Genomic DNA, 20,344 nt, shown 5'->3' with positions numbered 1-20,344 from the left:
CATGATTGTAGAACATTTACAAACCTTAATCCGTAAGTATCCATTTTACGGAACAGAAGGACTGTTAAGTGCCCAGAAATACATTAAGGACCATCTTGAAAAAAGTAAATGGGACAGGGTATTCCTTGATACTTATCAAGCTTCTGATATCTCAGGCGACAAGAGATATGTAGCTGTCCACGAGTTTGGCTCTCCCTATGATAATTATCAAGATGTTGAGAAATATAATGTTGTGGCCATAAAGGATGGAGGCTTGCCAGGCCCAACAGTAATACTCAATGGACATGTGGACGTAGATATTGTGGATGAATCAAGATCCTGGCTGCATGACCAAGGATGGAAATCAGGTATAATGCAAGATGGTAAGTTATATGGGCGCGGTGCAGCTGATATGCTTGGAGGGCTATCATGCCAAATGGCTTGTGCCTCCCGCTTTATTGACCATAACCCTTGCTTTAAAGGGAGATTAATTTTTACTTCTGTGTGTGATGAGGAAATCGGAGGTAATGGAACCTTAAGAAGTCTCCTTCTTCTAGAGGAAGAAGTATTGATTACCCCTGGCTCTTTAGCTGTTATTGCTGAGCCTAGTGAGAATAAGGTCTGTTTAGATTCATTAGGATTTATGCATTTCGTTATTGAATGCTCTCGCACCCCTTTGCATATGGGAATAGCTGAGCCCGATAATAACGCGCTAAACTCCATCAATCATTTGATTTCCAATTTTGAACTTATAATGCAAGAGTTTATTGAAAGTAGAGGATTATCAGAGTTCAAAAATTTATTTAAATTTAATTTTGGAAAAATAAAGGGTGGCATCGATCCTGCTATTCCAATAGGTAATATAACTTTGGAAGGTACTATATTCTTTCCTGATATTGTTACAGATGTTGAGATATTTATGTCCCTCCAAAAGGTAATAGAGCCTCAATTTGGCCTATCAATCCGGTTGGGAGAGTTTGGTTTTCCAGGAGCTTCCTTCACAAATAATCTTAAATCCTACTTTAGTTCCCTTGAGCAAGGTATTTTTCCGAGTCCCTGCGATGCTAGGTTATTTAAATCATTCGGAATAATGGCTGCGATATGGGGGCCAGGCTCTTTAAGACAGGCGCATTCAATTAATGAATTTATCCATATTGAAGACCTCCTGCAATATGAATCCACCTTTTATCAATGGCTCTGTCAAACCCTAGGGACATCTCATGGATGATAGGTTGTTTCCCCAGAGCAAACAGTTCCGCATTCCTTTATATCCAGAGTACAGAAGCTCTAATCAGAGTCATGATTTAAACAGCTATATTCTCAGATATTTCAATATAGAACCTGAAGCTGTTTTATATGCTGAGTCAGCTACTCTGGCATTTTTACTATATTTAGCTCATCAGGATAAGAAGCAACAAACTATTGCTATCCCGAATTATTTTTGCCCTCAATTTACCTACCAGTGTATGAAAGCTGGTCATAAGCTTATATTGTATGATTGGAACATGGATTACCAATTCTCTGATACATCTTCCAATTTTGCTGTGAGCCATAATGCAGACGTGATCATTATTCCAGAGTTTTTTGGGTTTAGAGATCATAAGCAAGAGCTTATTAAATATTTCTTGGATTTAGGGATAACAATTATTATAGACAAAGCTCAGAGCTTTCCTTCAATAATTAAACCCACTATTCCAATTAAGCATAACAACCTACTCTATTTACTCTCTTTTGGGCGAAGTAAACCTATCTCTGGACCAGGAGGTGGTGCACTTATTAGAACCAATGGTGAGTTTGAACCTATTTCTAAAAAAGTAATGTCCTGGAGGTTTCTTCCTGTTACAGGATGCTGTAAATTATCTGATCTGACTGAATCAGTCTTAAAATCAGCTATGCCGGGAGAATTTAAAGGTTCTATCTTGAAAGAAGATTTGCCAGAAGAATTAAACGACAAGTTGCATCTTTTCTTTTCAAGAACTCTCTTTATGGAGCAGGCTTGGAAAAGACTAAAAGAGAATTTACCTGCTGAAAAGTTACAATTAATTAAAGGAATTTTTGGCTACCCATCAATTATGGCCTTATATGCTAAGCATAGGTTCAATTTGGCTAATCGACTTTTTGAGAGGGGAATTCAAGCAACTTGGTATTATTATCCTTTGTCAACTATAAGCTTCTTCAAAGATTGCATAATAGAATATACCGAAGGCACTCAGACTTTCATAGATAATATCCTGATTATCCCATGGGGAATTAGACATACGGATGAACAAATCAACTATATTATAGAAACAATTACTGATGAAATTTAGAATACTTCATGAGAATGAGTGGGATGAGATATTGTTAACAACATCATATCCAAGTGTTTATTCTTGCAGCGAGTGGTTTAAAGCTGTTAAGCAAAGCTTTGGGGGGGAGTACCATTTAGTCCTATGGCAACTTAATAGAGAAGCAAGTTATCTTATACCATTTTTTTCAGGCAAGCCATGGTCCTCATCAACCCGCATAGGCTCAATAGGTTATGGTGGGCCATTGCCGATCGAGAATTTTATACCTGTACGACTTGAAGATATTCAGATCCTCGCGCAAAAGATATTTGGAGATCCTTGTACCGCAATTACAACTTTCCCGTCACATCGAGAAAATATCTTATTAAGCGAGAAGAATACGACAATTTCTCACACCAATATTTTGAAGCTTTTTAACTATAATGATATGTACACCTCTGCCTTTTCAGGAAACGTAAGGAATTCTATTAGAAAAGCACAGAAGCACGGCGTTGAAGTCCGTAAATTAAGCCAAAATTATTTTGATGGGGCCCTTCATCTAATCCATAAAACGCAAGAATCAGTAGATGCCTCCTATAAAACGCCGGAAAACTTTTTTACGGCATTAATAACCTCAGAAATAGGAGGAGCATTAGGAGCATTTTACCAAAACAAATTGATAAGCGTAACAGTGTTCGTAAAGAATGATTTTGAAATCGCCTATTATTTAAATGGATGGGATAGAGAATATTCTTCTTTAAATGCGAATCCTCTGCTCATTAATGAAATGATTTTAATAGGCTTGGATTCTAATTGTAAGGTATTTAACTTCGGAGAATCTGCCTACGATTCCCTCAGGATAGCTAAAAACCGATGGGGAGGACAAGAGTACTCAATTTATAGATGGCAAGCTGAAAGAGCAAAAGGAAAGTAATATGTATAATTCAATCAACTTGTTATTGAAAAGCCTAAAGGGTGTCGTCAAGTTGTTGAGAAGGAACAAAATAGACGTTCCTCCTGCCTTCCTTATTAGGGCCGTTGAAAGGCAATTCGGTGTTTATGCCATCTAAATACCAAAGCTTCATACTATCTCCTAACCTTTATAAGTTTTTGCAACAAAGCCAGTGTATTGACATCTAAGACGGTAGCATCAGTGCCGATAATCTAGGATGCTTTTAAAGATTGAAGCTGGTCAAATCTTGTCCAGACACCAGATTCTCCGCTCCATTCACCCTGTGTCGCTGCTTTGGAGTATTCAGTGGCTCTGTTTTCAAAGAAATTTGTATGTTCGACGCCATTTAAAACAAGGGGCAGCCAGGGTAAAGGATGTTCCCTAAGTTGTCTATAGTCAACACCTTCCCAAGTAAAATAGCCATATAAAGTTGGTAGTTTAAGCTGAATTAATCGCCAGTCACAGATGTATCGGACATAATTTTTCATGTCTTCCAGGGTCATTCCGTTAACATTTCCTAAAGCAAAGGCGAGCTCAATAAATTTATCTTCGAGCCTTACGATTGTTTTGGCAACGTCTATAATATCATCTTTGACACTTGAAGTTAGAGTCCCAGTCTCCTTTGTCCACTCGTGATAAAGGCGTATAATACTCTCGCAGTGAAGGCTTTCATCGCGGACAGACCAAGAAACAATTTGCCCCATCCCTTTCATTTTGTTGAAGCGTGGAAAATTCATTAACATGGCAAAGCTTGCAAATAAGGACAGACCCTCGGTAAAGGCACCAAACATTGCCAGCGTTCTGGTGACATCCGCGCAGGTTCGTGTTCCAAAGGTGTGCATGTAATCAGCTTTGGCCGTCATGGCTGTGTAGTCTTTAAAGGCAGAAAACTCTGTTTTCGGCATCCCAAGTGTTTTAAGAAGCAGAGCATAAGCATCTATATGCACAGTTTCCATATTAGTAAATGCTGCCATCATCATTTGAACTTCTAGGGGCTGAAATATGGGGATATAACGTTTGAAGTAATTATCACTGACCTCAATATCTGATTGGGTGAAAAAGCGAAATATTTGGGTTAGCAAATGACGTTCTTCCTCTGTTAAGCGGTCTGATGCCCAATCTTTAAGATCTTCGCCAAGGGGGATTTCTTCGCCAATCCAGTGAACTTGTTGCTGCTTCTTCCAGGCTTGATAAGCCCAGGCATAACGGTCAATATCATAAGTCCCTGACGACTCAAGTAAGCCAATTTGACCTGTGTTAATTAAATTGATGGGATCTTGGTCGCTGTAGTTTTTTGTCATGGTATATTCCTATTGGCAAGAAAGACATTCTTCATAGTTGGTCGTTTGCTGCGAGAGAGGAGGTTGTTTTTTCTTTGATCCCGCAAACTCAGCTCGTTGAACTGATTTAGAACGACAGTAGTACAAACTTTTGACTCCTTTTTGCCATGCGGTCCAGTGAAGCATCAATAAATCCCATTTATTGATGTCAGATGGAAGAAAAAGATTCAGAGACTGCCCCTGACAAATATAAGAGGCTCTATTAGAAGCGAATTCAATTAACCAACGTTGATCAATTTCAAAAGCAGTTTTAAAAATGCTTTTTTCCTCTTCACTTAAGCCGTTTAAATGCTGAACAGATCCTTCATGTTCAATGATTGACTGCCAGGTAGTGTCAGTATTTAATCCTTTCTTCTCCAAGAGTTTTTCAAGATATTTATTTTTGACTATAAAATTCCCTGATAGAGTCTTGTGATTGTATATATTTGCGGGAATCGGTTCAATTCCTGCGCTTGTGCCGCCGCAAATAATGCTGATGGATGCAGTCGGAGCAATTGCAAGCTTATGGCTGAAGCGTGTCTTGTATCCGAATTCTGCTGCATCTGGGCATGATCCTCGTTCTTCAGCAAGAACGATGGAGGCTGCATCTGCAGCGCGCCTAAGGTGCTTGAAAATTCTCAAATTGAAGGATTTTGCTAAGGCGCTTTCAAATGGTATTCCTTTCGCCTGTAATAAAGAGTGGAAACCCATCACACCAAGTCCGATCGATCTTTCACGCATGGCGGAATATTTTGCTGAGTTCATTGAATCCGGAGCATTGTCGATAAAAACTTGAAGAACATTATCAAGAAACCTTAAGATATCTTCGACAATGAGGGGGTGATCTTGCCATTCATCCCACGTTTCCACATTAAGAGAAGATAAGCAACATACAGCGGTGCGATCATTCCCCCTCTTAAACTCTCTTAAGCATAACAAACTCTGTCACTTAATAAGTTATATAATCTATGTAATATAAATGGTATAGAGAAATTATTATGTGATGGCATACATTCGCTGGCCCCCTATCTCTGCAGAAAGATTAAGGCTCCTTTTTCTTTTATGGGTAATAACTCCCCCCTTCCTACCCTACGGCTGTCTTAAATAATAATTTTGAAATGGGGCAAAATTGTGAACTTACTTAAAAATTATTTCTTATGAATAAAGCAGGGCAAATTTAATGTAGGGATGAAAGCTGGACTCCCAGGATAAGGATAAAACAGATCACCCTCTCTTGTATCAGTTTTAAAGTGTTTCTCTAATGAGCCCTTGAAGAACCACTCCATAATTATTTTAGGTTCTGATGGTATGGCCTGAGCAGCTATAGAAGATTTGTAGGAAGGTCTAGACTAAAGAAGCACCAATTAGTAAGGATTATACCCTACGCCTTAGCTCAGCTTTTGTTTGGCGGGAAAGTAATGTAATTCTGCGGCTTTCTTATACCATTCAATGGCTGTACCAAGATTGAGATCAACATTCAAACCATATTCATACATGCGGCCAAGCGAATAAAGGGCATGGGCAGGACAACCTCTTTCTGCTAGCTTATACCACTTAGAAGCTTCTTCGAGATCTTTATCAACGCCGCGGCCATTCTCATACATCCATCCTAATGTATACTGCGCACTGGCTCTTATATCAGCCCGTACACTTTGTTTTGCAGCATTCCGCAGTCCATCAAGGGCATAAGCATCATTCGATTGAATACCTTCACCATCTCTATACAAGAGTGCTAGATAATACTGACCTGTTTGATCATTTTGAGTCGCTGCTTTCTGGATCCACTGTAGGGCTTCTTGAAGATCTTGCAGAACGCCCCAACCTTCTTTGTACATACCGCCAACTTGAGCTTGCCCTTCTGCCCCTTCTTGATCAGCTACTTTCTTATACCATTTAAAAGCCTCCTCATAGTTTTGAACAGTACCCCAACCGTTTAAATAGAGATTCCCGAGGAGAACTTGATCATACTTCGACTCAGATCTCATCGCTGTTTGGACGGCTTTACCGAAACGCTTATATGCTTTTTCTAGGTTCTTTGTTATGCCCCAACCATTAAGATCCATCTGGCCAAGATGATATTGTGCATCCGCATTTCCTTGCTCCGCAAGTTTGGTAAACCAATAAGTAGCTTTAACATAATCTTGTTTTTCTCTTTGAGCATAGAGATACATCTCTGCTAGGTGAGTTTGTGCAGATTCCAATCCTTGCTGAGCAGCTTTGTTATATATTTCTATGGCTCTAGCTTCATTCTGTTCAACCCCCTCGCCTTTCTCATACATTAGGGCAAGACTAAATTGCGCGCATGCATTTCCTTGCTCCGCAGACATGGTGTACAAATTTATGGCTTCGGCATAATCTCGCTTGACACTCTGACCATTCGCATACATCAAGCCGAGGTTTAATTGCGCATATGCATTCCCCTGCTCTACAGCCTTAAGGAACCAAACGATAGCTTGGTCCTCATCCTTACCAACACCGCGACCGTTCAAATACATGAAACCGAGCCTAAATTGCGCATCAGAATCTCCTTGCTGAGCAGCCGCGATGAACCAGTAAGCGGCTTTGGTATCATCCTGTTTTACCCCTTGCCCATTCAGATACATCAGACTGAGACTATTTTGTGCTTCTAAATTTCCCTGCTCTCCTGCACGAGTTAACCAATCAATAGCTTTTTCCCCATTCATGTCAACACCTAAGCCGTTTAGATGCATAAACCCGAGCCTAAGTTGCGCATCTGGGTCTCCTTGCTGAGCAGCCTCACCCAACCAATAAGCGGCGTTAGTATAATCCTGCTCTACTCCCCTCCCACTCGCATACATCAAACCGAGCATAAATTGCGCATTTACATTTCTTTGCTGAGCAGCTTTACCCAACCAATATATGGCTTTAGCATAATCCTGTTCTGTACCCCGTCCATTTGCATACATCAAGCCGAGATTATTTTGTGCATCTGCATTTCCTTGCTCCGCAGCCTGAATAAAAAGATCTTTAGCTCTGGTATCATCCTGTTTTATCCCCTGCCCCTTCAAATACATCAAGCCCAGAGTATATTGTGCGTCTGCAATTCCTTGCTCTGCAGCCTTGGTGAGCCAATAAAAGGCATTGCCATAATTCTGCTCGATACCCTGCCCACTTAGATAACTTACGCCTAGATTATATTGTGCCCCTGCATTTTCTTGCTGAGCAGCCTTGGTATACCATTCTATAGCTTTGGTATCATCCTGCTTGACTCCCTGACCCTTCCCATACATCGCGCCGAGATTAGTTTGCGCGAAGGCATTTCCTTGCTTTGCAGCCTTGGCCAGCCAATAAGCGGCTTTGGTATCATCTTTGTCAACGCCTTGGCCGTTCATATACATCAAGCCGAGATTAGACTGCGCGGAGGCATTTCCTTGCTCTGCCGCCTTAGTATATAATCTTATAGCTTTATCCTCATCTTTGGCAGCGCCTTCACCAGTCGCGCATATATAGCCGAGAATAGATAATGCATCTAAATTTCCTTGCTCAGCGGCCCTGGTGAGCCACTTAAGGGCTCTTTTATGGCTTAGAGGCACCCAGTGACCATAATAATAGCAAACTCCAATAGCGTACTGGACACTGGAATTACTTTGTTTAGCGATTTTCAAAAGCCATTCTAAAGCTTCTAAATTGCTCTGTTTTCTAAGATCTTCAAATGAAACTCTTCCTTGCTCTAATACACGCTGTATGCGCTCCTTAACCTTCTCATTTTCTGAATCTACAGTAAGTACTACTGACAGCATAGAATTGGCTCCGATAAAATATAAAATTTTTCCAGCCAGTTCAAGATAATCAGATTTTTGTGATGTTATATTTAAGCGTTTTGAATGCTTAAGCAATGTCAATACATGTGGTAGATATTTAGAGGTAATTTCGCGTAACTCCGAATTATTAGAATCTGTTTTGAATAACCCTTCTGCTTTTTTTAAAAATAATTTGCAAACCTCTTCGACGACCTGTTGTCCCTGTGATTCCATACCCTCAAGGAATTTTTGGTCATGCAAAGTGCTTTTTTTTAGCAATTGATGAGAAAAAGCTGTCTCCTGTTCTTGGCGGATGACCAATTGTACCAACCGGTGAATGGAATAAGATTGCTGCGATGATTTGATAAGGGAGAAAGAACAAAGTTCCTTGAAAGCAAGATCCAGAGCTTCTTTTTCCATTGATCCTAAGAAAATATCCTCTACAATGGAAGTGGGATCAAGGTAAGAGCAATACACTAGAAGTTCCTGTGCTGAGTTAGAAATCTGTTTTCTTGCCATACGGAGCGTCTTGCCAATTAAGTTTTCATAAGTCATCTCTAGTTCATCTTCTCTAAAAGGGTTCTGATGCTCTTCGAAATGAACCGTAGACTCTTTTTTGAGCTCCTGCAGGTACCTTGCAAGAGGATCTCCAAATACAGAGTTCCCTTTGCTCAACTTGATATAATGTGCAGCATGAGATAAGGCGAGCGGAAAGTGCTCTAACTCGCGCGCAAGTTCCTTCGCTTTCTTTTGATTATCTGGAGTAGTCTCATCCAGTCCTATTGTATTTAGCAAGTATTTTACAGAATCCTCTGAACGGAATACCTCTAGATTGATGGGTGGTTTGCCCCAGCCATGCCTATATCGAGAAGTTATTAAAATATGGGCACCCGTAGGGGTCTTATCCTTTAAAAAATCGGGTGTGGGCACGTTATCATAAATCAGCAAGCACTTACCTTGGCGCGGTATATACTCTTTAATCAACTCGACAATACGCTCATCAGCTTCATCATTAAGCAGAACTCCCATATCTATGAGTAAATCCCTGTACCCTTTCATTAGAGAAATTTCTGTCTCACTTAACAACCAGTAGACTAAGTCATAAGCGTTATTCTCTAAAGCTTCATATGCGTATTCTAAAGCCGAAGAAGTCTTACCAATACCCCCCATGCCTGCAATGGCAGCTTGAGAAGATAGGGTTGCAGTACCTGTATGGTGAAGATCTTCCCATACGAGGGTAAGGTAGCTTTTGTCTGCACTTTCAGCTGCGCTCTCAACAAATCCTATGGGCCGATCAGGCAACCGACTGATCACCTTACCAGCAACTGGTATCCACAAACGATCCTTGGATTCTTTTTTAAGAACAATTGGGTGGGAAAGATTTTGTGAAAGCAACTTTACATTGGCCTTCTCGTTCATCCACGATTTTAAAACTCTTTTCTTTATCTCTTTATCTTTTTTTTCATCCTTATTCTTTGTAAAGTTGAAAATTGCTCTATAAAAACGAAGTTTATAAAAACTACAGTTTTCCTTAAAAATTTCTTCAAATCTTTCTTGTTTTTCTTCTGTAGAAATGTGACTACATATGTTTTGCAAGTATGTTTTGACAAATTGGTTTTCCAGAAATTCTATTTTCCCATAGTATTTAAGCTCTTGCGATTCTGTAAAATTTTGTAGAAAATACCAATCCCATAAGGAGCCTACGAACCGTCCTATATCTTCTGCGGGATCACCAATCTGACCATATGTTCTTGCAACCTTACCAACATCAATCATGGTAACGCGCTTAAAAGAATCTTTACTTATTTCATAGCCATTAATTTTTTCATCATTATTGTAAAAAAAGTTATTCCCATGAGCATCCCCATGAGTTAGCGTCAGAAAGTATAATTCTTGTTCCTCTCTATCCTCAGAATTTAAAGATCTAAAGATCTTATTGCAATTGCTTTCAAACTTATCACAGATTCTTTTTACTAAATGGGCAAAGTTTTCTTGCTCTTGCTCAGAGAGTGAACGAATGATATTGGACGACTGAAGGTCTTTAAGATTATTTTCAGTCCATTGCTTTCCCTTTAACAAGTAAAGGGCCGGCTTTTCTTGGTTTTCCCCTTTTAATGGATTACCTTTTAAAGTTTTAGCTGCTCGTGCTACATGATGGATGTATCTTCCTCCATCAATATTTTTATTATTATTATTTTTGAGATGAAATTGAGCAAAATAGTTAGCGCATGCTTTGACGACACTTTCGGCTAAATCCGTGGAGAGATAATAATGAATGACATGAGTGTTGGCCCCTTCCATTATGAGATTTAGGCAATTTTCAGGATAGATGATCGCATCGTATACTCTAGCCATTTTGAGCTCTTGGGGGGCCGGGTTAATATCCAAAGCGACAAGAGAGTATAATAGCTCACTCATTCCTTCCTCTATATCATTAAAATTTTTTATTGCTATGAAATTAACTCCATCCCGAGATAAGATAGCAAGATCGCAACCACTCCCTCCCTTTATATGTCTGAGAGAAAAGTTAGCTGTTTGACCCTGATGGACCGGTATAAAAGGGTGGTGTCCTCCTTTCGAAGTGAGATATTGCATTAGAGGATCATTCCAGGCTAAAAACTGCTTGCTTTGTGGGGGATATTTTTGAAAAAAAGCATTTAAGGTGTTTAAATCCATTTCCTCTGGAGCGGGGATACGTTTAATATCACCACTTGAAGTATTCACAAGAAGATCATATGTGTGATCTTCAAGGTCATATGTGTGATCTTCCAATTGTATTATCGCTGGTGTGTGGTCGGGGCCTAAATCTTTAGGCATGTCATTTTCTGACATGAAATGGAGGTCACATCCTATCAGAGTGAAATCAGCTTCACATTCTGAACATTTGAGAAGCTTTTTATATTTTTCTAAAAATTCATTAATCTCGATTGAATTTGTTTTATGATTTATAATTTTTTTCTTTAACTCTTCTATATCAGTTTTAATTCGTTTTAATCTGTCTGAAAGGTCCTTATCTTTCCAGAATTCATGCGTCAAGAGATGATCAGAATCCTTATAAAAACTTGTTGACTGTGGGGAACCTTGCCCACTCGGCGCCGCTACCGGAGGCTCTAAAGTCTCTTCAGGAACTAAAGAGGAAGAGGAGAGAGAAGGAATCATCCCGGCAGGTTTTATCTGATGAGATTGTAAGGAGAATGAATCTGTTGGACGGCGTGGTGGGATACCTCTACTCTCTGTATCTTCATCGATATAGTAATAGTTCGGATTAGAATGAAAATATTGAGCAGGATTTTCCTGCTCCATTGCCTTTAAAGAGCTTAGGGGAACTAATGATAAACCGCTTATGATTAATACATGACAAGCCATTTGGCCGATATAATCTATTAAGGCTAATAAAGATCCTACTCTGACCCAGGGCCGATGAGAGGAGAAACTCAAAGCTTGATTATTGGAATTGTCTTGCATAAGTTTATTATCCTTTTTATCAAATATTTAAGACTTACAGAGTTTGGTATTATCATATAGAATACTCATGTTCTTTCTTCCTGTAATCTTTTAATTTTAGAGTGAAGCCTTTGAATGTGAGAAGAAGTTTTGGGAAAATGCTGTTCTATCATTTTTATTGCTGCGGTAAATTGATTGAGAGCTTGATTTTGTAGATCTTGTCTCTCCTTATAGCTTTTGGCATATAACGATCTTTTGAAATATATTTCCCCTAATACTTCAAGAGATTTATAAGTCTCAATATGGTTACGATGTGCAAGAATGTTTAAAGACCTCTTGATAAAATCTTCTGCATCATCTAGCCGATTCTTTTCAAGATAGATTTCGGCCGTATCTCTCATTAAACAAGCTGTTTCAATATTTTCTTCCCAGGAACCCTTATCATAGATTTCAAGAACTTTATCAAATAATTTATGAGATTCTTGATGCTTGCCAAGAGCTTTGTAAGTCCTAGCTAAGTGGAATAATATCCACCCTATTATGGGATGGTTCTCATGAAAGTGTTCTCGGTGAATCTTTAAACTTTGCTCAAGATAGTCGCGTGATTTTTCAAACTCCCCTAGCTCTCGCAAGCAATTTCCTAGATAAGCTAAGGTTAAGCCTATATTTATATGATTTTCAGGAAAATATTTCTTATAAATCAGTAGACTATTCTCAAGGTATTTCTTAGCTTGCTTGTAATCTCCGAGCCTTCTATATAAATTTCCTAATGATTTTAAGACCCTACCAATTCTAAAGTGATCTTCAGGATAATATTTCCTACAGAGTCTTAAGCTCTCTTCTAAAATCTCTATAGATTTTTGATAGGAACCGAGGCCTTTATAGACACTTCCTAAACAAGATAAGCTGCGAACCATACGCTTGCCATCAGAGCTATACTGTTTATTAAGGCGAACGCTTTCTTCAAGGTACTCTCTCGCCTTCTCATAATTACCTTGTCGCCTATAGAGATTTCCCAAATGAGATAAAACCCAAGATAACTCGACCTCATTTTTTAATTTGCCATCTCTATAAATTTTGGCGGCTTTTTCTAGCAATTCTTGGGCTTCCTTATAAAGCCTCAATTCAGTGTAGACAACGCCTATATGAAGGAAGGAACGAGCAACCTTAACCTCTTCTTCAGAAGATAAGACCTTTAAACCTGCGACTCTGAAGTTTTTGAGGCTGTCTTTGAGCACTGGGCGAGATTTATCATTATTGAGAAAATAATATATACAGCCCAGTCTGCTTCTCAATAGTCCTTGAGAAAAATCTGTCAACAAATCGCGATAATTTAGTAATTTCTCAAGATGGCCTGCCATAGTTTGCATTTGGCTAAAGTCTTCCTGCTCTATGACGCGATCTACATAGTCTTCTAAAACAGAGACACTTTGTTTTAATAACACACTATCTTTATTGAGCTTTAGAAATCCTCTCAGATAAGCAAGGCTAATGCCTTGAATACTAAGATGAATAGAAAGATGAGACAGAGGTGTGGTCGATTTCCCTAATGGAGCCGAAATCAATGAATATTTCTTCAGATTATAAATAAAATTATCAACAACCAGTCCCCCTTTATAAAGATCTAATAGATCTCTGGGGATATTTTGGGAATCTAAAAGGCTTATCAATAACAAAAGATCAACAAAATCATTCTGTTTATGAACAAAATCATTTAAAGACAAAGAAACAATTCTGTACCGCGTTTTTGGGTATCCTGTGGATTCTTTAAGAACATTTTCTTGGATTTCTATAAATTCACTATTGCTTTCATTTAAACGACTTAAATATTCTTCATAAGAAATATTGGTTGCTTTTAAGTAATAAGCAGCAGTTGAAACATCAAGAGGAAATGGGGAGAGATTATCTAAAAATTCTTTTGCCTGTTCATTATGTTTGAATTTCTCTGCTTTCGATAATGAGGATGGAGGGGCATTGTACATGATTTTACAGAAGAGCTTTAGTTTCTCCTCATGACTCAACTCTCCTACTTGGATAGTTAAATGGATATGATTATTGTTTTGGATATGGCTATCTTGTGTGGTTAGAATTATTTTTCCTTTTCCCCAAATATTTGGGTCAGAGGGAAAATGCCTATGAATATCATTGAACTGTTTTACATTATCATAGATTAACAACCAATCCGGTCGTAGCCTCAGATAGACTTTGACTAACTGAATAATTTTTTTTTCTCGTTCTTCAGAGTTTTTAATAGATTGCACTTCTCTTAGCACTTTTTTTTCTTCATCAGTTTGTGAAAGAGCGTAAGCAAGCTGCTCAAATGAGGACCTAAGACTTTCTTGTGTTTCAGCATTAATTTCCCAAATAACAGGCAATTTCTGGGAGAGCGCGAATTGACGGGCAAGTGTGGTTTTCCCAGCTCCTCCTATTCCTATGAGGGCAACTGTCTTAATGTCTTGCTGATCTTTAAATAACTCTTCTATCTTAGTTTTTAGTTGGGAACGCTGTAGAAGTATATTATCTATGGGAATAGGTAAATCAGAGCGAATGGAATTATCGTCGGATATATAAGATACCAAGCGTCCTAAGCTCAATATACACAGGATAAGGAAGGCCGAAAGCCATAGCCATTTTGGAGTACTAATAGCTTCTGATAGCTTATATCTGAAGCTATTCTTATCTTTGCCTATGTCTTCGTTCTCTTGAGGTAATTGAGAGCTATCCGGTGAATCGTAAACTTTAACGGTCTCATATTGTTCCTTAAAAGCGGCTTTAATTTTCTCAAGCTCACTCTGGGGCAGAAGTTTCTCCATGATACTGAAGCATGCAGCAAAATAACCATCTTGCTCAGTAATATAAATATAAGAGGAGTTACGAATCTCTTGAGAAATTCCCTTGTTCTCCTTTTCCCTCAGAAATACAAAGTGAGAGCAGCTCATATTTTGTAGAGGTAAAGGCTGTGGCTGTTCTTGCCCTTTTAGCAGAGGGGATGTTTCAGTGTCGACAGGCTCTGTATTTTCAACGATGTGTATATAATGCGCTTGCTCCTGAGAGTCGCTTATTAGGTCTTGAAGGGAAGTAAATTTGTCTCGAGCCTCAACAGAGACATTAAAAGCTGCTGATTTTAAATCTTTTTCTAAACGTAAAACAAATTGTGTATAAGCTTTGTGATCAGACCAATAAATAATCTTATAAGCTACTTTTAGCTTACAATTAAGCTTTGAAATTTCTTTTAAGCTCTTCTTGAAAGCTGAATTGAGGAGTAAATGAGCGTAATGCTTTCTTAAAAGCGGAATCTTACGAGATCTCTCTATGAAATCAATAATCCCTTCCTGTGAATTACACTCCAGTTTAAGCATAATATTACGAATATGGTTTATGACCGTCTTAGGTGAGACGGATAATAAACTGGCTATTTTGCTTGTTCTGCGCGCGTTCAGAAGGCAAGCGATTATATCTATTTCTCTTGGGGTAAACTTAATTTCGTTGATTTTCGCCAAAGAATCTAAGTAAACGTTCTCCGGAGAAATATATTCATTCAGTGACATATATTTTATCGATCTTAACTTATTTTTTTATAGTTATGTTTTTTACGAAGTAGCTCGTATTAGAGTCATTAACTAGCGTCTCCCGAGGCATTTTAGGAGGTTTTTTTTGACAAGTAAAGCGGCTAGGCAAAAATTGCCTAGTCCTTATTCTTGGGTAACTTTTGTGGATAAAAAATCAAAAAAACTCTGAATATTTTGAGCTTATTGCCTCCAGTAATCCAAAGTGAAAGCTGGAACGCGATTAATAAGGACACAATTCTTATTAGATAATTACCCAAAGGGAACACATGTAGATTCCCATAACTAATGGAGAAAGAAATGGAAAATATCGAAATCACCACAAAAACATCAACAGTCCTAGATACCAATTTGGTGGTTGTCTTAGAAGAGAGTGCATCTTCCCTAACTCAAGGCTGTTGTGGGGGATGGTTAGAACAATGGGGAGGATACTCTCGCCCGTGACATTAGAATATTAAGGTCTTTGAATACCTATAACTTATAAACATTTATGGTTAAAGGGAGAAAGAAATGGAAAATATCGAAATTACCACAGAAATATCAGCAATCCTAGATACCAATTTGGGGGTTGTCTTAGAAGAGAGCGCATCTTCTCTAACAAGAGGGCTGGTTGGCACAGGAAAAGAAGGTTTTTGTGTTGGTTTTAGGTATTAGCAATTAAAAAGCTTAAATACTTAAAAATCATAAAATAGCAGGCGCTAGTTTTAGGATAAGATTAGAGCCTGTTTACAAAAACAGGATCATAAAATGTATTACCATTTAAAAGATCACATTTATATTACGCAGTTTAGAGACGAGTTAATTCTGTTAGATACGAAAGCAGATAAATATACAATTTATTTTAAAAGTATTTCTAACCTAATTTGTAACTTACTTGAGAATGTTGATAACGAAAACAAAGGGAAGAGCACCACATCTCTTAATGCCAGATTACTGTCCAACCAAGAGTTAGGTTATACTCAAAAACTCTTAGCTGATAATATCCTAGAAAGTAAGGATTCACCTTATCCATATTCTATTGACCGAAAACCTACTTCTGAAGGGGTATCGGATGTTGATTGGCGACTGCCTTTAGATGCCAAAAATGCAAAAATTAATTTAGCCGTGCTGGGAGCGCTCTTTACTCTTATTAAGGTTAATTTTTACATACAGATAAAGGGTTTCTATCGGACTATTCAATTAATTAAGGCATCTAAAGATCTTAAAAGGAATTACATTACTCCCTCTGAAGAGAATCTTCGTAAGCTCGCCTGTGTTGTCAACCGAGCCTGCCTTTTATATCCGACACGAACAAAATGCTTAGAATGGGCCATAACCTTTATCTTATTGGCTTTAAAGCGGGGTTGGAAATGTAATCTGGAAATTGGAGTTCAAAACTACCCTTTTATGGCCCATGCCTGGGTTGAATGTGAAGGAAAAGTCGTGGAAGACGATCAAATGTTACGAGAAGGGTTAGGGATCATTTTAAATGAACCTTTTAGGAGGCTTGCATAATGATATATCTGGGATTTATTCAATTAAACCAAGAGTCAAGACATATATATGATCCCATAAATACTCTTGCCTTATTTACCTCGGCCCCTCCTGTCTTCACAAAAAAAGGACCAATCACTCTGTGCTATGGAAAGCTTTCTGAAGAGCAGGATTTAGATGAAGTATGGGAGAATGAATCTTCCCTTTTAATCGGGCGCATATTTGATAAATCTACTCACCGCTCTTTCAGCAAAGAAAAATTTCAAGGGTTGCTCAATTTTAATAAAGACAATCTATTGAAAGATGCATGGGGAAAATACGTTTATCTTCATAATAATAAAAAGACATCACAAATAGAAATTGTTGTAGATTCTACGGGCCAGCTTCCATTTTTTTATTATCCATTCCCCGATGGGAGCTTGCTGTTTTCTTCTAGTATAGAAATCATTTATAAAGTTCTCGCCCAAACGCCCGAGTATAATTGGGAATATCTTTGCGCCTACCTCATACATGGAAATAGCAGCTCTATTCAAACACCATTCAAGAATATATTTGAACTTCCACCGGCATGTTGCTTAACCATCTCTAAAAATGAAAGAAAGATAATTCCTTTTTGGAATCCATTAAATTCATACCAAGAAGAAAAGAAACAATCACCAGATGTAGTAAACATTTTGCAAGATACATTAAAACCTTGGATTGAACCATATAAAAACGTATGTGTGAGCCTTTCAGGAGGACTTGATTCGTCTTCAATTTTGTACTGCCTAAAAGATTTAGTTAGAGAAGATCAAAATTTAACAGCTCTGAACTATTTCCACTCCCAAATCAAATCCTCGAACGAGCTTTTTTATGCTCGTAAAGTCGCTCATAACGTTGGGGTGGATCTTATAGAGGTTGACGCATCTGAGTCGCTTCCATTTGACCCTCCTCGGAATAAACTACCTATTAAGCCTAATAAACCGTTGCCAGGAATGGTGAGCCTGCGCTGGTCAGAGAGGACTTTTGAGCAGCTTTCATATCAGGGGTCATTTGCATTCATAAGTGGGCATGGAAGTGATCATATTTTTATGTGTCCTCCAACAAAGAGAACTGTTGCCGATTATTTTTTTGAGAAAGGACTAAAGGGATTTAAGACTAAGCTTGAGGATGTTGCGAATTTTTATAGGGATCCTTTATTTATGATTTTTAAAGAAAGTATGAAGGCAGGCACTTCTTACCTCTTTGGAACAAGGGAAGAAAAAAGATCTTATCAACACACACTCAAGAATCTCCCCAATTGGATAACCCACGATGTTCTTGAAAGACCCACTAATCATTTTGCACATCCTATATATGAGGTTTTGCCAAAGAGGGTTCTTCCTGGAAAATATGACCAAATTAATTTCCTTTATGATGGTATTGCATCTATTCAGATAGAACTCAATAAGCACGCAGACCCAACCTATTATCCATTTTTATACCAGCCTTTAGTTGAGCATGCCCTCTCTTATCCCACCTATGCTCTCTTTGAGAAAGGACACGATCGATATCCTCTTCGCAGGGCTATTGGCGAGCGTTTTAATACAGAAACTATATGGCGGCGAGATAAAAGCCAAACTACAGGAATATTTCAACTAGGGATTAGAAATAATTTAAAAAATATATTGGAACTATGTTTAGAAGGAGAATTTGCCAAGCAAGGTCTTATCCATAAACAAAGTCTCTATAAAACCATTCTGCTTATCGGAAGCGGAGATATAAAGAATATGTGGCCATTTATATACTTAGCTTCTTCTGAGCTTTTCCTCAAATATTGGAATGGAGGAAACCAGTGACCATAAGATATTGGAATTGTATAAAAGATATTCTCTTAGATACATTCAGTGATAAGCAAATTACAATTTACTTTTATTCAGGGACTCTTTTCTTATTTGTCGGCATTATCTCCACATTGTCCGTCCCGCTTCTTCTGAAATATATTATAGATAGTTTCTCAAATTCTGAAAAAGAATATATCTCATGGGCTTTAGTTGGTTATGGCCTTGTTTGGATAATCAGCCAAGCATCACTTCATCTCCGCTCGCTTTTTACTTCTCATATTGAGCAACGTATTACTTTTGCTTTAGGCAATAAGGTTCTTTCTCATCTTTATACTCTATCTCAAAACTATTTCTTAAGGCAAAAGCCAGGCGCTTTGGCAAATATTATTCGCAGAGCTCAGCAAAATGTTCCTCCCATTATTTTAGGAATCTTTTTTCATGTGTTGCCTACGGTTTTGGAATTTCTATTTGTATTGGCCTTGATTATAATCTGCTATCCATTTATTTATTCTCTTCTGCTTGCAAGCATATTATTTACATTCTTTGCTTATACGATGGTTTCAATGAGATGTGTTATAGCTGATCGTCAGACTGCGAATGATGTTGACCAAAATACAGATGGAATTGTGACAGATTGGTTATCCAATCATGAAGCTATTAAGATATTTGGCAAGCATGAGTTTGCAACAGAGATCTGTAAACAAGAACTTAAAAAGCGAGAGGCCGCCGAAGTCAAGTTTATGACAAGGTTTAGTTTCGCTCGCTTAGGACAATCCTTGATTTTAGGTATAGGACTTTTATTAGTCACATTCTTCGTAGGAATGAAGGTTGTAAGTGGTGAGCTTACAATTGGCGATTTCATCCTTTTTAATGGATATATAATACAATTGATGGTGCCTATAAATATCCTAGGACAAATTACACATGATATTAAAAAATCTATTTTAGATCTCAAAGGTGTTATTGAAATTTTCTTTGAAAAAAATGAAGTTATAGAATCTTTACATCCCCTCCATTTAGAAGGTTCTGCCTTTTGCGTTGAATTCAAGAATGTTACCTTCAATTACATGGATAGAAATATCCTCGAAAATATCTCTTTTACCATCGAGGCTGGTAAAACTGTACTCATTGCTGGGCCTACAGGAATTGGAAAATCAACCCTCGCAAAATTACTTTTAAGATTATATAACCCAACTTCTGGTGATATCTTTATCAACCATATAAATATTAAAGATATTTCATTTCGGTCTCTTTACGAGACCATAGGATGGGTTCCTCAAGAAACTTATTTCTTAAATGATAGCATATATAATAATCTGCAATTCATTCAACCTGAGGCTTCTCGTGAGGATATTGAGCTTGCTTTAGAAAAAGCCTGTCTTCTTGAGTTCATAAAATGCCTTCCTCAAGGTATTCACACAGCCATAGGAAATAGAGGATTAAAATTGTCAGGCGGAGAAAAACAGAGGCTGGCAATTGCGAGACTTTTCCTTAAAAACCCTAAAGTATGTATTTTTGATGAAAGTACCTCTGGCTTAGACAGAGATACCGAACTTCAAATTCAAGCGAATATAGAAACATTTTTACCCCATATGACTAAGCTCATAATTACCCATCGTCCCTTCATGCTCAAGAAAGCGGATAAAATTATAAGGCTAGATGAAAATAAATATTCTCAAGACAAAAGTACTTTTAATTGGGAGGAACTGCCATGTGCGAATAAAAGTTAATAAAAATAAATCAGAAAATAAAACATATTCCATATAAACTATAAATTTGAA

Annotated in this window: 11 protein-coding genes and 1 pseudogene; 8 read left to right on the top strand and 4 right to left on the bottom strand. The window is 38.0% G+C overall.

What is annotated here, in order from left to right; translation table 11 throughout:
- Position 1: 1 nt before the first annotated feature.
- From HMO_RS0109055 to HMO_RS0109045, 3 genes are read left to right on the top strand one after another with little or no spacing between them, the layout of a single operon-like run.
- Positions 2-1,207 (top strand): M20 family metallopeptidase, encoded by a 1,206-nt coding sequence (locus tag HMO_RS0109055; protein ID WP_010301783.1) that lies wholly within the window; start codon positions 2-4, stop codon positions 1,205-1,207.
- Entirely contained in the window at positions 1,200-2,288 is a 1,089-nt protein-coding gene (locus tag HMO_RS0109050; RefSeq protein ID WP_010301779.1) for an aminotransferase DegT, read from the top strand. The genes HMO_RS0109055 and HMO_RS0109050 overlap by 8 nt, the downstream gene beginning before the upstream one ends.
- Positions 2,278-3,180, top strand: a complete 903-nt coding sequence (locus HMO_RS0109045; protein ID WP_010301776.1) for a peptidoglycan bridge formation glycyltransferase FemA/FemB family protein — start codon at positions 2,278-2,280, stop codon at positions 3,178-3,180. The genes HMO_RS0109050 and HMO_RS0109045 overlap by 11 nt, the downstream gene beginning before the upstream one ends.
- A gap of 230 nt (positions 3,181-3,410) precedes the next feature.
- Here the strand turns inward: HMO_RS0109045 and HMO_RS0109035 are convergent, their stop codons facing one another.
- The 4 genes and pseudogenes from HMO_RS0109035 to HMO_RS0109020 all read right to left on the bottom strand — a co-directional run bounded on the left by HMO_RS0109035 (position 3,411) and on the right by HMO_RS0109020 (position 15,270).
- Positions 3,411-4,499: a ribonucleotide-diphosphate reductase subunit beta gene (locus HMO_RS0109035; RefSeq protein WP_010301770.1), complete on the bottom strand. Its 1,089-nt coding sequence runs from the start codon at positions 4,497-4,499 to the stop codon at positions 3,411-3,413.
- Between the two features lie 9 nt (positions 4,500-4,508).
- A pseudogene (locus HMO_RS14510) lies at positions 4,509-5,429 on the bottom strand (ribonucleoside-diphosphate reductase subunit alpha); the annotation flags it as partial.
- 476 nt (positions 5,430-5,905) lie between these two features.
- Entirely contained in the window at positions 5,906-11,743 is a 5,838-nt protein-coding gene (locus tag HMO_RS16520) for a DUF7779 domain-containing protein (protein ID WP_010301763.1), read from the bottom strand.
- A 65-nt stretch (positions 11,744-11,808) separates the two neighbouring features.
- Positions 11,809-15,270: a tetratricopeptide repeat protein gene (locus HMO_RS0109020; RefSeq protein WP_010301759.1), complete on the bottom strand. Its 3,462-nt coding sequence runs from the start codon at positions 15,268-15,270 to the stop codon at positions 11,809-11,811.
- Positions 15,271-15,588: 318 nt separating this feature from the next.
- Between HMO_RS0109020 and HMO_RS17055 the strand changes: the two genes are divergently transcribed.
- The 5 genes from HMO_RS17055 (at position 15,589) to HMO_RS0108995 (ending at position 20,293) form a co-directional block, all read left to right on the top strand.
- On the top strand, positions 15,589-15,732 hold the full coding sequence (locus tag HMO_RS17055; protein WP_010301756.1) for a hypothetical protein: 144 nt from the start codon (positions 15,589-15,591) through the stop codon (positions 15,730-15,732).
- A 66-nt stretch (positions 15,733-15,798) separates the two neighbouring features.
- On the top strand, positions 15,799-15,942 hold the full coding sequence (locus HMO_RS17050; protein ID WP_010301753.1) for a hypothetical protein: 144 nt from the start codon (positions 15,799-15,801) through the stop codon (positions 15,940-15,942).
- Between the two features lie 93 nt (positions 15,943-16,035).
- Positions 16,036-16,782 carry a lasso peptide biosynthesis B2 protein gene (locus tag HMO_RS0109005; protein WP_010301750.1) on the top strand — a complete coding sequence of 249 codons (747 nt, stop codon included), beginning with the start codon at positions 16,036-16,038 and terminating at the stop codon, positions 16,780-16,782.
- Positions 16,782-18,578, top strand: coding sequence for an asparagine synthase-related protein (locus tag HMO_RS0109000; RefSeq protein ID WP_010301747.1), 1,797 nt, complete (start codon positions 16,782-16,784; stop codon positions 18,576-18,578). Before HMO_RS0109005 ends, HMO_RS0109000 begins: the two co-directional genes overlap by 1 nt.
- The gene (locus tag HMO_RS0108995; protein ID WP_010301745.1) at positions 18,575-20,293 is read left to right on the top strand and encodes an ATP-binding cassette domain-containing protein; all 1,719 of its coding nucleotides are present in this window, start codon (positions 18,575-18,577) and stop codon (positions 20,291-20,293) included. The genes HMO_RS0109000 and HMO_RS0108995 overlap by 4 nt, the downstream gene beginning before the upstream one ends.
- Positions 20,294-20,344: the final 51 nt, after the last annotated feature.

The organism is Candidatus Odyssella thessalonicensis L13 (genome assembly GCF_000190415.1).
In the GTDB taxonomy this organism is placed as follows: Bacteria; Pseudomonadota; Alphaproteobacteria; order Paracaedibacterales; family Paracaedibacteraceae; genus Paracaedibacter; species Paracaedibacter thessalonicensis.
The sequence above is the reverse complement of the archived record's forward strand: the minus strand, read 5'-3'. Positions and strand labels throughout refer to the sequence as shown.